General features: G+C 64.6%; 12 protein-coding genes. 8 read left to right on the top strand and 4 right to left on the bottom strand.

The window, feature by feature from the left end:
• Nucleotides 1–51: 51 nt before the first annotated feature.
• The 3 genes from B7449_RS10055 (at nt 52) to B7449_RS10045 (ending at nt 1831) form a co-directional block, all read left to right on the top strand.
• Complete coding sequence (locus B7449_RS10055) at nt 52–741, top strand: hypothetical protein (protein ID WP_039734910.1); 690 nt, start codon at nt 52–54, stop codon at nt 739–741.
• Between the two features lie 41 nt (nt 742–782).
• Nucleotides 783–1391, top strand: a complete 609-nt coding sequence (locus B7449_RS10050; RefSeq protein WP_039734837.1) for a hypothetical protein — start codon at nt 783–785, stop codon at nt 1389–1391.
• Nucleotides 1392–1528: 137 nt separating this feature from the next.
• Entirely contained in the window at nt 1529–1831 is a 303-nt protein-coding gene (locus tag B7449_RS10045) for a hypothetical protein (RefSeq protein ID WP_039734836.1), read from the top strand.
• A gap of 1 nt (nt 1832) precedes the next feature.
• Here the strand turns inward: B7449_RS10045 and B7449_RS10040 are convergent, their stop codons facing one another.
• Together B7449_RS10040 and B7449_RS10035 are read right to left on the bottom strand one after the other, a co-directional pair.
• A complete protein-coding gene (locus tag B7449_RS10040) occupies nt 1833–2339 on the bottom strand; it encodes a peroxiredoxin (protein ID WP_039734834.1) in 507 nt (168 codons plus the stop codon).
• Nucleotides 2340–2463: 124 nt separating this feature from the next.
• Nucleotides 2464–5478: a bifunctional [glutamine synthetase] adenylyltransferase/[glutamine synthetase]-adenylyl-L-tyrosine phosphorylase gene (locus tag B7449_RS10035; RefSeq protein ID WP_199858288.1), complete on the bottom strand. Its 3015-nt coding sequence runs from the start codon at nt 5476–5478 to the stop codon at nt 2464–2466.
• Between the two features lie 65 nt (nt 5479–5543).
• Here B7449_RS10035 and B7449_RS10030 point away from each other — a divergent pair, with 65 nt between their 5' ends.
• Nucleotides 5544–8873, top strand: coding sequence for an AsmA-like C-terminal region-containing protein (locus B7449_RS10030; protein ID WP_039734908.1), 3330 nt, complete (start codon nt 5544–5546; stop codon nt 8871–8873).
• Nucleotides 8874–8985: 112 nt separating this feature from the next.
• Here B7449_RS10030 and B7449_RS10025 read toward each other — a convergent pair whose 3' ends face one another.
• Complete coding sequence (locus tag B7449_RS10025) at nt 8986–10287, bottom strand: MFS transporter (RefSeq protein ID WP_199858287.1); 1302 nt, start codon at nt 10285–10287, stop codon at nt 8986–8988.
• Nucleotides 10288–10350: 63 nt separating this feature from the next.
• Nucleotides 10351–11715 (bottom strand): dicarboxylate/amino acid:cation symporter, encoded by a 1365-nt coding sequence (locus B7449_RS10020; RefSeq protein ID WP_039734830.1) that lies wholly within the window; start codon nt 11713–11715, stop codon nt 10351–10353.
• A 241-nt stretch (nt 11716–11956) separates the two neighbouring features.
• Between B7449_RS10020 and B7449_RS10015 the strand changes: the two genes are divergently transcribed.
• The 4 genes from B7449_RS10015 to B7449_RS10000 all read left to right on the top strand — a co-directional run.
• Entirely contained in the window at nt 11957–13297 is a 1341-nt protein-coding gene (locus B7449_RS10015; protein WP_039734829.1) for a DNA recombination protein RmuC, read from the top strand.
• 49 nt (nt 13298–13346) lie between these two features.
• The gene (locus B7449_RS10010; RefSeq protein WP_039734828.1) at nt 13347–14084 is read left to right on the top strand and encodes a response regulator transcription factor; all 738 of its coding nucleotides are present in this window, start codon (nt 13347–13349) and stop codon (nt 14082–14084) included.
• Nucleotides 14074–15471 (top strand): sensor histidine kinase, encoded by a 1398-nt coding sequence (locus B7449_RS10005; RefSeq protein ID WP_039734827.1) that lies wholly within the window; start codon nt 14074–14076, stop codon nt 15469–15471. Before B7449_RS10010 ends, B7449_RS10005 begins: the two co-directional genes overlap by 11 nt.
• A 156-nt stretch (nt 15472–15627) precedes the next feature.
• A partial coding sequence (locus B7449_RS10000; protein ID WP_048883598.1) for an efflux RND transporter permease subunit occupies nt 15628–17069 on the top strand: 1442 nt, incomplete at its 3' end.

Raw genomic sequence — 17069 nt, 5'->3', positions numbered from 1 at the left:
ATGACCGGCCATGCAGGGTTCCGTCGTGGCAGATGAGCAAGGGGAAGCATGATGAAGCATGGAACGGCCCGCCCGCGATGGCAGTGGACAAGGGCGGGCGCGCTGCGGCTGGGCATGACGGCGGTGGCCATGGGGATTGCGTCCGGTCATGACATTCCCGCCGCACGGGCGGATGACCCGGCCAGCGTTCATCCCCCGCTGACCCCCACCCGGGACGTGCAGGTGGACTATAACGTGCAGCCCGACGGCGTGCCCGAACCCAAGGCCGTGCGCACATGGTTCGCCTATAACGGCGGCCTGATGCGAATCGACAGCCCGCAGGGCATGGGGGAGACGATCCTCAACCGCATGAGCCGCCAGGTCACGATCATCATCAACCCGCAGAAGGTGTACAGCCAGCTTGATGCCCGTTATGGCATCCGCAATCCCTTCCTGCTCGACCTGTCCATGACCTTCGTGCGCAAGGGCGCTTCCACCGTGGCCGGCGTGGCCTGCACGCAGTGGGATGTCACGACGGATCAGGGCAGCGCCACCGCCTGCGTGACCGATGATGGCGTGGTGCTGCAGGAAATCGGTGTGGATGGCGACGGGCTGAAAGGCAGGCTGGAGGCGACGAAGGTTGTGTACGGCCCCATCCCCGACAGCATGTTCCAGCCGCCGGAGGGGTACCGCAAGATCGACCCGCCGCCGCCGCCCGGCACGCCGCCTGCCCGCAAGGATGCGGACAGGAAGGGTGACTGACGCCGTTTGACCCAGTACGAGTTTTGCAAGGATTACATGAAGTGACACGATGTGCGCATGGCGGCCGCCGTATGGTAGTGGCGGCCTGTCTGCTGGTGGCGGGAATGGCGGGTGCAGGCCATGCCTCCGCCGCTGATCCCGATCCCCAGAGCCCCTATGTCACCCCGCAGGTTGATGTGGACGTGACCTACACCATCTATCCCCCCCATGACACGAGCGAGGTCATGAGCCAGCGCATGCGCTGGTCCGCCAGCCGCATGATGCAGCGCGTGGACCCGGCCAATGCCAGCACCTACATGATTACCGACTATCATGCCGGAACCCTGACGGTGGTGAATCCGGGCCAGAAGATAAAGACGGTCATCCCGGCGCCGGGCGCCGCCAACGTGCAGATGGGCCAGCGCGCGCAGGGCACGTGGCTGCGCACGGGTGTGTCCAGGGTTGCGGGAATACCCTGCGCCCTGTGGCAGACACAGGATACCGACCAGCGTTCAAGCGAGATCTGCTACACCGATGACGGCGTGATGATGGAAGTCATCCGTGACGGCAAGGTGATGGTCGAAGCATCATCGGTTGCGCGTACGCCACAGGATGAAAGCGTGTTCACCGTCCCGCCGGGGCTGAAGGAACTGCACGCGGCCCATCCCTGAACCGGGGACCGGCCCGGTACGCTTTATGGCACGAAAAGGGCAGCACCTGCCCGTAAATCGCCATCACGGTGCTGTTTACATGAGTCCGGCGGGAGGCTTCACCCCGCCAGATCAGGACCAGTAACGGGAACAGGTTGATGAAGAAGACAGGACGTATCGCAGCAGGGCTTCTGGTTCTTGCGGGGCTGGCGGTCGCCACCCCGCAGGCGCAGGCCCACGGGCGCGGTGGTGGCGATGCGTTTGTCGGCGGGCTGGTTGGCGGCCTTGTCGGCGGTGCCGTGGCGGGCGCCATGGTTGATGCCTACGGGCCGCCGCCCCCTCCGCCGCCGCCGATGTATTACCGTCCGGCGCCGCCCATGGCCTATTACGCACCGCCGCCTCCGCCGCCGCCCGTGGTGGTCTATGGCCCTTATGGCGGACCGGGTCGGCCGTATTACTGATCTAGCCGCCGGTCGCCGCCTGTAGCGTCAGGGTCGCAATGGCCTTGCGCACGGCGGCGACGTGGTTCGTGACCTTGACCTTGCGCCATGCCTGAACCAGATGCCCCGTGGCATCGACCAGGAAGGTCGCGCGTTCAATGCCCATGTATTTGCGGCCGTACATGGATTTTTCCACCCATACGCCATAGGCCTCGGTCACCGTGCCGTCAGTGTCGGACGCAAGCGGGAAGGTCAGGCCATGGTCGGCTGCGAATTTTTCAATCGCGGGCATGTCATCGCGTGAAACCCCGATGACGGTTACGCCGTCTTTATGCAGGTCCGCCAGCGCGGCCTGGAATTCACACGCTTCCTTCGTGCAGCCCGATGTATTGGCCTTGGGATAGAAATACAGGACGAACGGATGCCCCAGCAGTGCATGCAGGCTGACCGTGCGGCCGTGGCTTGCGGGCATGCTGAAATCGGGAACGGTGCTGCCGGGTTCGGGAAAGGGGGGTGTCGTGTTGCTCATGACCTGCCTCGCTGATCTGGCTGCATGCGTCGGCCCCGTTGGGGGGATGCATGCAGCCGTGGAATGGGGACGATCATGCACCGCCCCGTCGCGTTCGGGAACCGTCGCCATGCGTCCCGCGCGCTTATGTGTCCGCGGTGGGCGGAAGCAGCCGGTCGAATACCTCCCGCACATCGGCGGCCATGCGGTCCATGCGCGCAAGCAGTCTGTCCGCATCCGCCACGCGGAATTCACCCGTCAGGATTTCAAGGCTGGCGGCGGGGATGGTGTCAGGTATATCGCTGCCGCAAATGATGCGGATCAGTCCCTGCAACGCCCGCCAGAACAGGTCGGCGCGCCGCAGCAGGCGTGCACCGGCCGGGGCGATTTCCCCCCCATGCGCCAGCCGCAGCAGGGCCAGGCGGGTGGACTGGCTGCGGCTGGCGGGGTGCGTCGTCAGCAGTTGCAGCCCCTGGGCCACGAATTCCACATCCATAAGCCCGCCGCGACGGCGTTTGATGTCCCACGGGCTGGTGGCGGGGCGTTCACGGGCAAGGCGCTCGCGCATGTGGCGCACGTCATGAATGATCTGGTTGCGTTCCTGCGCTGTGCGGGCGCCGTGGCCCAGTGCCGTGGCAATGGCCGCGCGCAGTTCGCCATTCAGGCGCGGCGGTCCCGCCACGACGCGCGCACGGGTCAGGGCCATGCGTTCCCATGTCCATGCGGATTCCGCGTGATAGCGGCGGAAGGCGGACAGCGAGACGGCAACCGGCCCCTTGGACCCCGACGGACGCAGCCGCATGTCCACCTCGTACAATGGTCCCTCGCGCCCCGGCGCGGTCAGGGCCGCGACAAAGGCATGCGCCAGCCGGACATAATACGTGCCGGCCGCCAGCGGGCGGGGCGGCAGGCCATCGGCCGGTGTGGTGGCGGGGACGACGCTTTCCCCTGCATCGGCCGGGTGGTCGAACACCAGCATGAGGTCAAGGTCCGATCCCGGCATCATTTCACACGATCCCGCCTTGCCCAGTGCTACGACCGACATGGACCCGCCGGGCACCGTGCCGTGGCGACGCCGGTGTTCGGCACTGACCACGCGCAGCAGGCCACGTATCACCGTTTCCGCCATGGCCGTGCGGGCGCGGGCGGCGCGTTCCTCGCTCATGCGGTGTTCAAGGCGTGCGACCGACAGGCGGAATTCCTCGCCACAGACAAGGCCGCGCAGCACCGGCAGCACCTGTTCGGCCGACCGTGCGCCCGCGATATGCCGCCGCACCAGCGCCGTGGCGGTGCCCAGTGCGCCGGGACCGGCATCCATGTCCAGCAGCCCGTCCAGCGCGGAGGGCGTCTGCGCCAGATGGTCCGCCAGGAATGGCGCGCAGTCCAGCACCGTGACGATGCGGTGGATCAGCGCGGGATTGCGTTCCAGCAGCGACAGGAACTGCACCCCCGCCCACTGGCGTTCCAGCAGCGCGTCAAACCGTCGCAGCACGGTCAGCGGCTGCCGGCGGTTGCCTATTTCCGTCATGATGGCGGGCAGCAGCCGACGCAGCAGCTTGCGCGCCCGGTCCGAGCGCAGCGCGCGCAGGCGGTTGCCCTCCCACCGGTTCAGGATGACAAGGGCGTCGCTTATGTCAGCTGCGGGAAAGCCATGTTCGAGCAGCCGGTCGGCGGCATCGGCATCTTCGGGGGCGATGGTGATGTCCTGCGCATCATTTTCGGCAAACTGCAGGTCGAAGGTGCGGCGCGAACGCTGCATGACCGACAGCATGCCACAGGCCAGATCCCCCGCACCCGATGCCAGCATGAATGTGGCGAAGCGCGCGAATCCGTCACGTGTATCCGGCAGGGTATGGGTCTGGTGGTCCATGCGCATCTGCAGCCGGTGTTCGGCCTGTCGCAGCATGCGGTAATTGCGGGCCAGTATTGCGGACTGCTCACGTTCCAGCAGGCCCGCGCGGCGCAGCCTGCGCAATGCGCCCAGCGTCGTGGGGTCACGCAGTTCGGGCCGCCTGCCGCCCCATACCAGTTGCAGCGCCTGGGCCACAAATTCCACTTCCCGTATGCCGCCCTGTCCCAGCTTGACGTTCTGCCCCAGCAGCCAGCCCGTGGCTGCATCCGGATCGCGGATGAATTCGGGTGGCAGGCTGCCCAGGTTGGCATGTCCCGCGTTACGGTGGCGGTCGATCCGTGCTTTCATGTCATGCAGATCGTCAATCACCGCGAAATCCAGATGGCGGCGCCATACGAACGGATGAATGCTTTTGAGAAAACGGCGTCCCGCCGTGATGTCCCCCGCGACGGGCCGGGCCTTGGTCATGGCCGCGCGTTCCCATGTGCGGCCCATGCTTTCGTAATACTGGATGGCGGCGGGAAAGGACACGGCGGCAGGGGTGGCGGACGGGTCCGGGCGCAGCCGCAGGTCCATGCGGAAAACGTAACCATTTGCATCACGCGCTTCCATAAGCGTGACAAGATCGCTAGTCATGCGCACAAAGGTATGCCGCAGTTCCCCGTTGCCGGGGTGACGGTCCGGATCATACAGGATGATCAGGTCTATGTCCGAGGAGTAGTTCAGTTCCCGCGCGCCCAGCTTCCCCATTGCCAGAACCACGAAGCCGCTGCCCCGGCACGGGGTTTCGGGGTTACGCAGGCGCAGCCGCCCGGTGTCATGTGCATGCAGCAGCAGATGTCTGACCGCGGCCCCCAGTGCGTTCTCGGCCAGCTGGCTCAGCGCGAGGGTGACCTGTTCCAGCGTCCATGCGCCGCCGATATCGGCCAGCGCAATGGCCAGCGCCGCCTGTCGTTTGGCAATGCGCAATGCAGCCATGACCTCCGCGCGGGCGGTTTCGGGCGGCAGGGCCTCCAGGCCCGACAGGATGCGCCGCACGCACGCATCCGCTCCATCGCCCAGCAGGTTGGCAAAGGCCACCGTGTCGCGCAGCGCCAGGTCGGACAGGTAGGGACTGTTTCCCCCGATGGCATCCAGCAGCGGCCCCAGTCCGGGTATCGCCGCAATGTCGGGCAGCCCTGCGCGCGCGCAGGCATCCGTCAGGTTTTCACGCAGGATGCGGGCCGCACGCGTATCGGCCGCATGGGGCCATGTGCAGCCATGCCACGATGGATGCGGCACGAGGGGGGGCAGGGCAGGCTGGTCCATGGCGAACGGTCCGGTAAGGGGCTGAAAAGTCACGCAGCTTCGCGTGATGGCATAGCGTGGGCGGCATGACGGAAGCAGGTCAACCCTCTCCCGCCACGGACCCCGTGTCCAGTCCCGGCCGCGTGCGCCGCGCGGTGATGGCCGCTGGCCGCGTGGTGATCTGGCTGGTGCTGCTGTGCATTACGCTGCCTGCCGTGCTGCTGCTGGTACTGACGGTGCGGCTGTCTGCCGGGCCGCTGGATGTGACGCCGGTGGTCAGCCTGCTCATGCCGCTGCCGGTTGCCCACGGCCTGCGGCATCAGGACATCATCGGCTCCCTGTCCGCAGGGCATGTGCGCATGGGGTGGAACGCCGTGCATGAGGGGCTGCGCGCGCCCCTGGTCATATGGGTGGAGGACGTGCGGATCCAGCGTCGTGACGGGCAGGTTGCCGATACCCTGCGCCGGGGTCGGCTGACGCTGGACAGCCCGGCGCTGTTTCATGGCAGTGTGCGGATACTTGAACTCTCCGCCTCGCATGGGCGGCTGAAACTTGCGCGCAACAGCCAGGGGAAATTCGGCCTGGACCTTGGGCCGGACACACCATACCCCTCGACCAAACCCGAGGAACCGGCCCCAGTGGACCTGACGGCGCTGCGGCAGGCGGTCATATCCGACACCCATGTCAATTTTGCCGATCGCATGACCGGGCGCACATGGCGGCTGGGTGAAGCCGATGCCCGGCTGAAGGTCGTGACCGAGTCCGGGCAGAAGGGCATTACGGGTGATGTCCGCCTCGGGCTGGAGGGGAATGGCGAACGGCTGGTGGTGCATGGCACGGGCGATCGCGTCGGGCCGGGGCAGGTGAACTGGACCCTGCAGCTTGATCCGATCAGCCCCGCAGCCTTTGCGCCGGGACAGAAGGAAGTCGAACCGCTGGGCCTGCCGGTGGGGGGACAGCTGCAGGTCGCCTTCCGCAATGGCGGGCGGGACGTGCCTTTCCTCATGCCGCGTGATTTCACGCTGCACCTGAATGCGGGCAACGGAAAGGTCACGACACGCAAGGCCGGGCAGTTCCTTGTGGGCGAAGGGGAGGCCGACCTGGTGGGCGTGCTGGGACCGGGGCCGGGTAACGCGCCGTTTGATGGTCCGCTGCATGTCATGCTGAAGCGGCTGGAACTGCACCTGCGCGCGCCGGGCCATGCGGCCGATGATGGCAGCGGTCCCACGCTGGACGCCACGGCGGACCTGAAATCGGCATCCCTGCTGCATCCAAAGGCGGTGGCGCTGAATGTCGCGGCGCGCGCACGGTCACTGGATTTCGCGACGCTGGGTGATTTCTGGCCCCCCCGCGCCATGAAGGGTGCGCGGCGGTGGGTGACGCAGAACATTCCCGAAGGACACGTGCAGGAACTGCAGGTCAACATGGGGCTGTCCAGCCACAGGGACTGGGGCGGACTGGACCTCGTCTCGCTTGGGGGGACGATTGATGCTGACCATATGGAACTGCACTGGCTGCGTCCCATCCCGCCCATGCATGACATGGATGCCCATCTGACATTCGATGGCCCGGACGAAATCATGATCCGCTTCGGCCATGCCTATCAGCTGGTGGACCTTGCGAACCGCCATGTTGACGCCACCGGGACAGGCCGGATCGAGGTCGGACCCGGTTCCATGCGGATTACGGGCCTGAATGAAAAGGTGCAGGTGGGGGACATCAACGTCACCCTGCTGGGGAATGCGCGCGATGTGCTGGCGCTGCTGGCCGAACCGCGGCTGAACGTGCTGTCGCGCCATCCCATGTCCTTCACCCACCCCGAAGGGCGGGCCAATGTATCGCTGCATATCGCGCTGCCGCTGGATGCGCATGTGCGGCTGGACCAGATCGACCTGCGCAGCCATACCGACCTGGGGCAGGTCCATCTGGGCAATGTGGTGGTGGGGCGGCCGCTGGATAACGGCAACCTTGGGATCGACGCCACGATCAACGGCCTGCTGCTGCAGGGGACCGGGGTGCTGGCGGGTATTCCCTCAAGCGTGATCTATACCATGGATTTCCGCAGCGGGCCGATGGTTCATGCGGTGGAAAGCGCCAGCCTGCAGGGCCATGTCACGCCAGAAGGGGTGCGGCGCGCCGGTTTCGAGATGGGCGAGCATTTTTCGGGCAGCGCCCAGCTGGATGTGGATTACGACCGTTACGTGGGCGGCAGGGCGCAGGTGGATATCGACCTTGACCTTGACCGTGCGGCGCTGGCTATTCCCATCTGGTCCAAGAAGGTGGGGCAGGAGGCGAATGCCTCCGTCGAACTGGACCTTGACCATGGCCAGATTTCCAGCATCGAAAATATCCGCGCCGTTGGGCCTGACCTGCTGATCGATGGCCATGCCGAAACCGCATCCGGCGTCGCGCGCCGCCTGATCCTGCGTGGCTTCCATGTCGGGCGGTCCATGGGCAATGCGTCGGTGACGCTGCCGGTGCGCGACAGTGACCCGATCGGGGTAAATGTCGCGGCAAAGGTGCTGGACCTGTCGCCGCTGGTTTCCTTCCAGACCGCAGGCGATGATACCGCATCCGCCAAGGTGGCCAGCCAGCAGGGCGGCAGTGGCTACCATGTTCCCGAAATGGCCAGTGGCCGCGTCAAGGGGCCACCGGGGCGCAGGTGGGACCTGAATGTGGATGCCCGCACCCTGTATTACAGCCCGAAAGATACGCTGACGAACGTGCACAGCCATCTGGAAACCAATGGCGTGCGCCTGACACGCGGCGTCATGACGGTGGAAGGGCCGGTCGCTGCCGAGGCGCACCTGACCCCACAGGGCAATACGCGCGTGCTGGACGTGCATGTGGCCAGCCTTGGCACGCTGCTGCAGGACATGAAGGTGACCGATGAAATGCAGGGCGGCGTGACCGACATTACCGGCAGCTTTGACGACAGTGTCGCGACAGCTCCCTTCTCGGGCAAGGTGCATATGGGGCCGTTCGTGCTGCGCAACGTGCCGGCGGTCGTGCGTATGGCCAACAATGCCTCGATCTACGGCTGGCTGCGTGCGCCGCATGCGCCCAGCTTCCAGGTTGAACAGCTGGATGCGCCCGTCACGCTGGATGAAGGCAATATCCATATTGCCGACGGGCTGGTCAGCAATGCGTCCCTCGGGGCCACGGTATCAGGTGACGTGAACCTGGAGAAGAAGACGCTCAACCTTGATGGCACCATCATCCCCGCCTTTGCCGTGAACGCGGCGCCGGGACATCTGCCGGGGCTGCTGGGCTGGCTGTTCAGCCCGGAAAAGAATGGTGGCGTCGTGTCCGCCACCTATCAGGTCACGGGGCCGATGGATAACCCGGCGGTGCATGTGAACCCGTACGCCATGCTGCTGCCCGGCTTCCTGCGCAACCTCATGCATATTCACTGAGGGTGCGGGCGGCCTGTAAAACAGCAGGACGTTTTTTGGTGAAGCTTTTTCCAAACAACGTCTGAAGAATGCCACCTTTTTCTAAAAAGGCGGCACCCCGGACTTTTGTTTTCTAGTGGTCCTGCGTGATGCGGTCATGACCGGGCAGCACGAACAGCACGGTCAGCAGCGAACAGGCGATGCATCCGGTCACGTACCAGTAAAACAGCCCTTCATGCCCGATCTGCTTGAACCACAGGGCCACGTATTCCGCCGTGCCGCCAAAGATCGAGACGGTCAGCGCATAGGGCAGCGCCACCCCCAGCGCGCGGATGCGCGTGGGGAACAGTTCCGCCTTGACCACCGCGTTGATGGACGTATAGCCCGAAATCCCGATCAGGGCCGCCGTCACCAGGCCAAACGCCGCCAGTGGCGACTGCACGCACGACAGCGCCTGCATGAGCGGGACGGTCGCAAGACAGCCAATAACGCCAAAGGACAGCAGCAGCCGCCTGCGGCCCACCCGGTCCGACAATGCGCCAAAAGCGGGCTGGAGCATGGCGAACACAACCAGCGACGCGGTGGACACCAGCGTGGACTGTTCCCTGCTCAGCCCGGACGTGTTGACCAGGTATTTCTGCATGTAGATGGTGAACGTATAGAACGCGACCGTGCCCCCCAGCGTCAGGCCGCATACACCCAGTACCTCGCGCGGGTGGCGCAGCAGCACGCGCAGGCCGCCATGGGCCGCGGGGTCATGGCTGGCTGTATTGAACTGTTCGCTTTCCGCCATGCCACGCCGGAACCACAGGATGGACAGCGCCAGCAGCGCGCCGATGCAGAATGGAACGCGCCAGCCCCATGTCCCAAGCTGCGCGGGCGTGAGCAGGACAAACTGCAGGATCAGCAGCACCACAAGCGCCAGAAGCTGCCCCATGACCAGCGTGACGTACTGGAAACTGGCATAAAACCCGCGTTGCGCGGGCGGTGCGATTTCCGACAGGTACGTGGCGCTGGCCCCGTATTCGCCCCCCAGGCTCAGCCCCTGCAGCAGGCGCGCCAGCAACAGGACGCAGGGTGCCGCAATGCCAATGCGGTCATAGGTCGGGCAGGCGGCAATGGCCAGCGAGCCTGCGCACATGGCGACGATGGAAACGCTCAGCGCCGCGCGCCGTCCATGCCGGTCCGCCATGAGCCCCATGAGCCACCCGCCCACAGGCCGCATGAGGAAGCCGATGGCGAACACCGCCGCACTGCGCAGGAGTTCTGTCGTCTGGTTGCCCTTGGGAAAGAAATCATGGGCAAAATACATGGAAAATGCCGCATAGACGTACCAATCGTAATATTCGATCAGATTTCCGGACGAGCCCGCAATAATGCTTCGTATTCTCTGCGCGGTGGTCAGTGCGCCGGTCTGGATCGTGAAAACAGGCATGATGGGCAACCTATGGATGCAAAAGGAGCGTCAGGGGAAGGAAAGGTATATGCCGCGCGCGACCTAACGGGACGGGTGCTCGGGCAGGGCGGTCGTGCTGGCGATGATGGGGGTATCCGCATCTTCATCGCTGATGCGGCCCGACAGGGCGGCGGCCAGGCGGTCGGTATCCAGCGCACCTTCCCAGCGGGCCAGCACGATGGTGGCCACCGCGTTGCCGATGATGTTGGTCAGTGACCGGCATTCCGACATGAAACGGTCAATGCCCAGAATCAGTCCCATGCCCGCCACCGGCACGTCCGGCACTACCGCCAGCGTTGCGGCAAGGGTGACGAAGCCCGCCCCCGTGACGCCCGCGGCGCCCTTGGAACTGATCATGGCGACCAGCAGCAGGCTGATCTGCTGCCCCAGTCCCAGATGCACGTCCGTCGCCTGCGCAATGAACAGCGCCGACAGCGACATGTAGATGTTGGTGCCGTCAAGGTTGAAGGAATAGCCCATCGGCACCACCAGTCCCACGACGGAGGGCGCGCAGCCGGCGTTTTCCATCCGGGTCATGAGGCTGGGCAGCGCCGATTCAGACGAACTGGTGCCCAGCACGATCAGCAGTTCCTCACGCAGGTAGGCCAGCAGCGGCAGGATGCGGAAGCCGTTCCACCGCGCGACCGCCCCCAGCACCACCACCACGAACAGCGCGGACGTGGCATAGAACGTCGCCACCAGGAAGGCGAGGTGCAGCACGGACCCGATGCCAAACCGCCCGATGGTGAACGCCATGGCCCCCAGCGCGCCGATGGGGGCGGCATACATGACCAGCCGCACCACCCCGAACACCAGTTGTGTCAGCTGCTTGAGCAGCGTCAGGATGGCCTGTCCCTTCGCCCCCATGTGCGACAGGCTGACGCTGAACAGGATGGCGATCAGCAGCACCTGCAGGATATCACCGGACACAAAGGCGCTGACTACCGTGTCGGGAATGATGTTGAGCAGGAAGTCACTGAACGAATGGGCCTGCGCACGCGCGGTATAGGCCGCCACCGCATGGGTATCCAGCGTCGCGGGGTCGGCGTGGATATGCGCGCCGGGTTGCACGATGTTGGCCATGACCATGCCCACCACCAGCGCCAGGGAGGAAAAGGTGAGGAAATACACCATTGCCTTGCCCGCAAGCCGCCCCGCCTGTCCCAGATCGGACAGGCTGGCGACACCCGTCACCACCGTCAGGAAGATGACCGGCGGGATCACCATCTTGACCAGCCGGATGAATCCGTCGCCCAGCGGCTTCAGCGTCACGGCCGCATGCGGGCAGGCATAGCCCAGCACGATGCCCGCCACGACCGCGATGACAACCTGTGCATACAGGCTGCGAAACAGGGATCCGCGCCGCGCCGGTCGGGCTTGCGGGCAGGTCGGCGTTTCCTCGGGCATGGTGGATGGGTCCTCAAGAACGGTTCGGTTTCCGGCACCGCGAACGGGCGGGGTGAAGGCATGCCGGGGCACGCTAGTGGGTTTTGGCGCCATGCGAACCTGAAAATCAGGTGAAAGGCGGAACGTTACGGTTGCTGCATATCACGGTTGCCAGATATTCCAAAAAAACATGATGGCTTTACATCCCCGGCATTACAGGGCACGGACATGTTTTGTTCTATCTGATGGGAAATCATCAACCATGTCCGACATGTCCGGATCTGCGCTTTTATGGCTCGGGGTGGTGTTTGCCGCCGTCTCGTGCCTGGTGTCCCTGATCGTGCTGCGCCGTCTTTCGCTTATGGCGGGGCAGGGGGAAGCGGACCAGCTGGCGCGGCTGTGTGTGATGATGGAGCGTGAGACCGCGGCCCGCGTGGCTGAAAATGAAGCCCAGCGCGCCCGCATGGCGGACATCGAACGCGCGCTGTCAGCGCGGCTGGACCAGCGGCACCAGGAAATGACCGAAACCTTCAACCGCATCGCCCGCATGATGGGCCGCGACCTTGCGGACATGCGGGTGACGCAGTCCGAATCCCTGCGCGAAATGGCGGAAGAGGGCAGGCGGCAGAGCGATGAACTGCGCGCCGCCGTGAATGAACGCCTGCATCAGGCCGTTGAAAAACAGATGCAGACATCCTTCCAGCGCGTGCTGGAACAGATTGCTGCCATGCAGAAGGCCATGGGCGAGGTTTCGGCCATGACCGCGCAGGTGGGTGACCTCAAGCGCCTGTTTTCCAACGTCAAGACACGGGGCGGGTGGGGCGAGGCGCAGTTGCGCAGCATTCTGGACGATGTGCTGCCCGAAGGGGCGTATGAAACCAACCGCCGCCTGCGCGATGACAGCCGCGAGGTCGTGGAATTCGCCGTGCGCATGCCGGTGCGCGCCACCGTGCCGCCAGTGCTGGCCATTGATTCCAAATTCCCGACCGAAGCCTATGAGCGCCTTTTGCAGGCGGTGGAGGACTGCAACCCCGATGCCGAACGCGCCGCGCGTCGCGCGCTGGAAACCACCCTGCGTATCGAGGCCCGCAAGATCGCGACCAAATATATCGTGCCGCCCGTCACGGTTGAATTCGCCGTCCTGTACCTGCCCACCGACGGACTGTATGCCGAGGTGGCGCGGATTCCCGGCCTGCTGGACGAAATCGGCCGGACCTATCGCGTCATCGTGATGGGGCCGGGGCTGATGCCCGCCATGCTGCGGACCATTCACCTTGGTTACGTCACGCTGGCGCTGGAACGGCGCACCGATGACATCGCGCGCCTGCTGGGGGCCACGCGCCAGGAAATGCTGCGCATGGACGGGGTGCTGGAAAAACTGGCCCGGAATGCGTCGGCCATGTCATCCTCCATCGACGAAGCCCGCAGGCGCACGGGGCTTGTCACCCGCAGGCTGCGCGAACTGGATGTGGATACTCACGCCGCACCCGCCGGCGATGACGGCTTTCCCCTACCGCCCGCCATGGACGATGGCGGCGGCGCGCAGGCCGACATGGCGCCCACATGGTCGCGGGAAGGGGTCGGGGGCATGGGGCGTAGCTGAAAACGATTTTAATTGGCCGTGTTCCGGCCCGCGCTGCATAAAGGGGATCATGAGCGTTCCGTCCGAAACCCACCGTCCCGAAACCGTGCCCGTTCCCCCTACGGGCGGGGCCGCGCCGCGTGTCCTGCTGGTGGAGGATGACAGCAAGATCGCGCAGGAAGTGGTGGAGGAACTCGAAAGCCGCCAGTTCCATGTCCAGCATGAGGAGTCAGGCGCCGCCGGCCTGTCCATGGGACTGAACGCGCATTTCGATGTCATGATCGTGGACCGCATGCTGCCCGAACTGGACGGGCTGACGCTGATCGAGACCCTGCGCGAGCGCAAGGTCCATGTGCCGGTGCTGGTGCTGTCCGCCCTTTCCGCGGTGGATGACAGGGTCAGCGGGCTGAAGGCGGGGGGCGATGATTACCTGACCAAGCCCTTTGCAATGGAGGAATTGGCCGCGCGGGTGGAGGCGCTGCTGCGCCGGCCCGATACGTCGCGCCGTACCATGCTGCGTGTCGGCCCGCTGGAAATGGACCTGATCGAGCGCACGGTCACGCGCGATGGCGTGCTTATTGACCTGCTGCCACGTGAATTCCGGCTGCTGGAATACCTCATGCGCCGACCGGGGCAGGTGCTGACGCGTAACATGCTGCTGGAGGATGTGTGGAATTACCGCTTCATTCCCCAGACCAACCTGGTTGACGTGCATATCGGCAAGCTGCGCCGCAAGATCGATGAAAGCGGCAGGCCGCCCCTGATCCAGAGCATCCGCGGCGCGGGGTTCATGCTGCGTGATTCGTAACGAACTGTTCCGCACCGCCACCTTCCGCCTGACGCTGGCGGTGGTGGCGGCGATGATCGGTTCGGCGGCGTTGCAGTTCTTTTTCGGCTACAGCCAGGCCAACGTGTTCGAGGCCCGGCGTTCGGACATGCTGCTGCTGCGCGAGGCCAGCATCCTGCAGCGCGAAACCCCTGCCGAACTGGAACAGCAGGTGCGTGACCGCGCCACCGATGACCTGCGCATCATCATGAATGTCACGACGCTGTTTGATACGCAGCAGCATTATATCGTGGGTGACCTGCATACCTGGCCCACCGGGCTGGTGGCGGACGGGCATGTGCATGTCATCGGGCCGGAGGCGATGGGCGGCGGTTCCGCCACGGTGCTGCGCATGGTGGCGGTCAGCGTGCCGGGGGGACGGTACCTGGTGCTGGGGCGCAGCCGGCACATGCGCACCGAACTGCGGCTGATGATGCGGCATTCCATGCTGGTCTCGATCGTGCCGACCGTCCTGTTCGCGCTGGTCACGGGCATCATCCTCAGTCATCGCGCCCTGTCCCGCGTGAAGGACATGCATGAGGCCATCGACCGGATCATGGAAGGTGACCTGCATGAACGCCTGCCGGCGGGAAAGCAGAATGACGACCTCCAGCGCCTTGCGGGCAGCGTCAACCGTATGCTGGACCGGCTGGAGCAGCTGCTGGATGAAATACGCGACGTGGGCAACGACATCGCCCATGACCTGCGCACGCCCCTGGCGCGCGTGCGTGCCCGCCTTGACCGCGCGCTGAACGCCGATCATTCGGCGGCCGCGCTGCGCAATGTCATTTCCCGCACCATAGACGATCTGGACCAGTCCTTTTCCATCATCACCGCGCTGCTGCGCATTGGCGAGATCGAGAACGGGCGCAGGCGCGCGGGCTTCGGCACGGTGGACCTTGATGCGCTGGTGACTGATATCGTGGACCTGTATGAGCCCATTGCCGAAACCAAGGGCATCCGCCTGTCGCACGTGGCCGGTGACGGACCGATGCAGGTGCAGGGGGACCGGGACCTGCTGATCGAGGTGCTGGCCAATCTGGTGGACAATGCCATAAAGTTCACGCCTGAACGCGGGTGGGTGCAAATCCGCACCCGCATGAGCGGGGACTGCGCGCTGCTGCAGGTTGTCGATACCGGAATCGGCATCCCGGCGGGGGAACGCAAGGCCGTCATGGGGCGTTTCTACCGTTCGGACAAAAGCCGCCACATTCCCGGCAGCGGGCTTGGTCTCAGCCTGGTGTCGGCCATTCTGGCGCTGCATCACGCGCGGCTCGACATCATGCCGTCGCGCATGCATGACAGCCTGCCCGGCGCGACAATGAGCATCATTTTCCCGCCATCGAACGTGATCCAGACCGGAAACTAAATTGAAATTTCATTTGCCACCCGTCCTGCCCCCATTAACACCAGAAGGACAGACGGGGAGACGAGATATGTACGAACACCACCTGTCCGGGTCCGTGCGCGACACGGAATCCGTAACCGGCGGTCTGCCGACAGGGCGGATGGAAACAGGCCACGCATGAACGGTATCGTCGTTACCGCGCTCAAGCGGCCCTATACTTTCGTCGTCCTGTCCATCCTTATTGTCGTATTCGGTGTCCGTGGCCTGCTGCGCACGCCAACCGACGTTTTCCCCAGCATCAACATTCCCGTCGTTGCGATCTGCTGGACCTATACCGGCCTCATGCCCGAAGACATGTCGGGCCGCGTCGTCTATTATTACGAACGCGCGCTGACCGCGACGGTCAACAATATCGAACATATCGAAAGCCAGTCCTATTACGGGCGCGGCATCGTGAAGGTGTTCTTCCAGCCCGGCACCGATACCGCCGTGGCGCAGACGCAGATCACCTCCGTCTCCCAGACCGTTATCAAGCAGATGCCCGCAGGCATGACGCCGCCGCTGGTGCTGACCTACAATGCATCATCCGTACCGGTGCTGACGTTGCAGGTGTCATCCGATTCCATGACGGCGTCGCAGATCTATGACATGTCCTCCAACCTGATCCGGCCGGCGCTGGTTTCGGTGGCGGGGGCGGCCATTCCCAACCCGTATGGCGGCCAGCCGGGCAATATCATGGTCGACCTGGACCAGAGCAAGCTGCTGGCCCATGGCCTGTCCGCGACCGATATCGGCAACGCGCTGGGCAAGCAGAACATCGTGCTGCCCGCCGGTGACCAGCAGATCGGCGCATTCGACTGGATGGTCCAGACCAATGCCTCGCCCGAGGAAATAGACAGTTTCAACAACATGCCCATCAAGCAGGAAGGCAACGCCGTCGTCTACCTGCGCGACGTGGCGTGGGTGCATGCCGGTGGCCCGCCCCAGACCAACATGGTGCTGGTCAAGGGGCATCAGGCGGTGCTGATCGTCATCATGAAAAGTGGCGACGCCTCCACCCTGTCGGTGGTCAGCGGGATCAAGGCGCTGCTGCCGTCCATCGTGCGCACGCTGCCGCCGGGGGTGGATATTACCGTGCTGGGCGATGCCTCGACCTTCGTGAAGGAGGCGGTGCGTGACGTGGTGCAGGAAATGGGCACCGCCGCCCTGCTGACCAGCCTTGTGGTGCTTCTGTTCCTCGGATCGTGGCGATCGACGGTCATCATCGCCACATCCATCCCGCTGGCCATGCTGTGTTCGGTCATCGGGCTGGGCATGGCGGGGCAGACCATCAACGTCATGACGCTGGGCGGGCTTGCGCTTGCGGTCGGTATCCTGGTGGATGACGCGACTGTCATGATCGAGAACATCGATGCCCATCTGGAAATGGAAAAGGATCTGGAAACGGCCATCATCGATGCCGCCAACCAGATTGTTATCCCCACCTTTGTGTCCACATTATGTATCTGTATCGTGTGGATGCCGCTGTTCCAGCTGACGGGTGTCGCGGGCTGGCTGTTCATGCCAATGGCCGAAGCCATCATCTTCGCCATGATCGCGTCCTTCATCCTGTCGCGCAC

The organism is Komagataeibacter intermedius TF2 (assembly GCF_000964425.1).
Taxonomy (GTDB): Bacteria; Pseudomonadota; Alphaproteobacteria; order Acetobacterales; family Acetobacteraceae; genus Komagataeibacter; species Komagataeibacter intermedius.
This window is presented reverse-complemented; position numbering and strand designations above follow the sequence as displayed.

Coding starts and splice junctions, on each gene's coding strand:
- B7449_RS10055 (WP_039734910.1), top strand. CDS start 52: ATGAAGCATGGAACGGCCCGCCCGCGATGGCAGTGGACAAGGGCGGGC.
- B7449_RS10045 (WP_039734836.1), top strand. CDS start 1,529: ATGAAGAAGACAGGACGTATCGCAGCAGGGCTTCTGGTTCTTGCGGGG.
- B7449_RS10040 (WP_039734834.1), bottom strand. CDS start 2,339: ATGAGCAACACGACACCCCCCTTTCCCGAACCCGGCAGCACCGTTCCC.
- B7449_RS10035 (WP_199858288.1), bottom strand. CDS start 5,478: ATGGACCAGCCTGCCCTGCCCCCCCTCGTGCCGCATCCATCGTGGCAT.
- B7449_RS10030 (WP_039734908.1), top strand. CDS start 5,544: ATGACGGAAGCAGGTCAACCCTCTCCCGCCACGGACCCCGTGTCCAGT.
- B7449_RS10025 (WP_199858287.1), bottom strand. CDS start 10,287: ATGCCTGTTTTCACGATCCAGACCGGCGCACTGACCACCGCGCAGAGA.
- B7449_RS10020 (WP_039734830.1), bottom strand. CDS start 11,715: ATGCCCGAGGAAACGCCGACCTGCCCGCAAGCCCGACCGGCGCGGCGC.
- B7449_RS10015 (WP_039734829.1), top strand. CDS start 11,957: ATGTCCGACATGTCCGGATCTGCGCTTTTATGGCTCGGGGTGGTGTTT.
- B7449_RS10010 (WP_039734828.1), top strand. CDS start 13,347: ATGAGCGTTCCGTCCGAAACCCACCGTCCCGAAACCGTGCCCGTTCCC.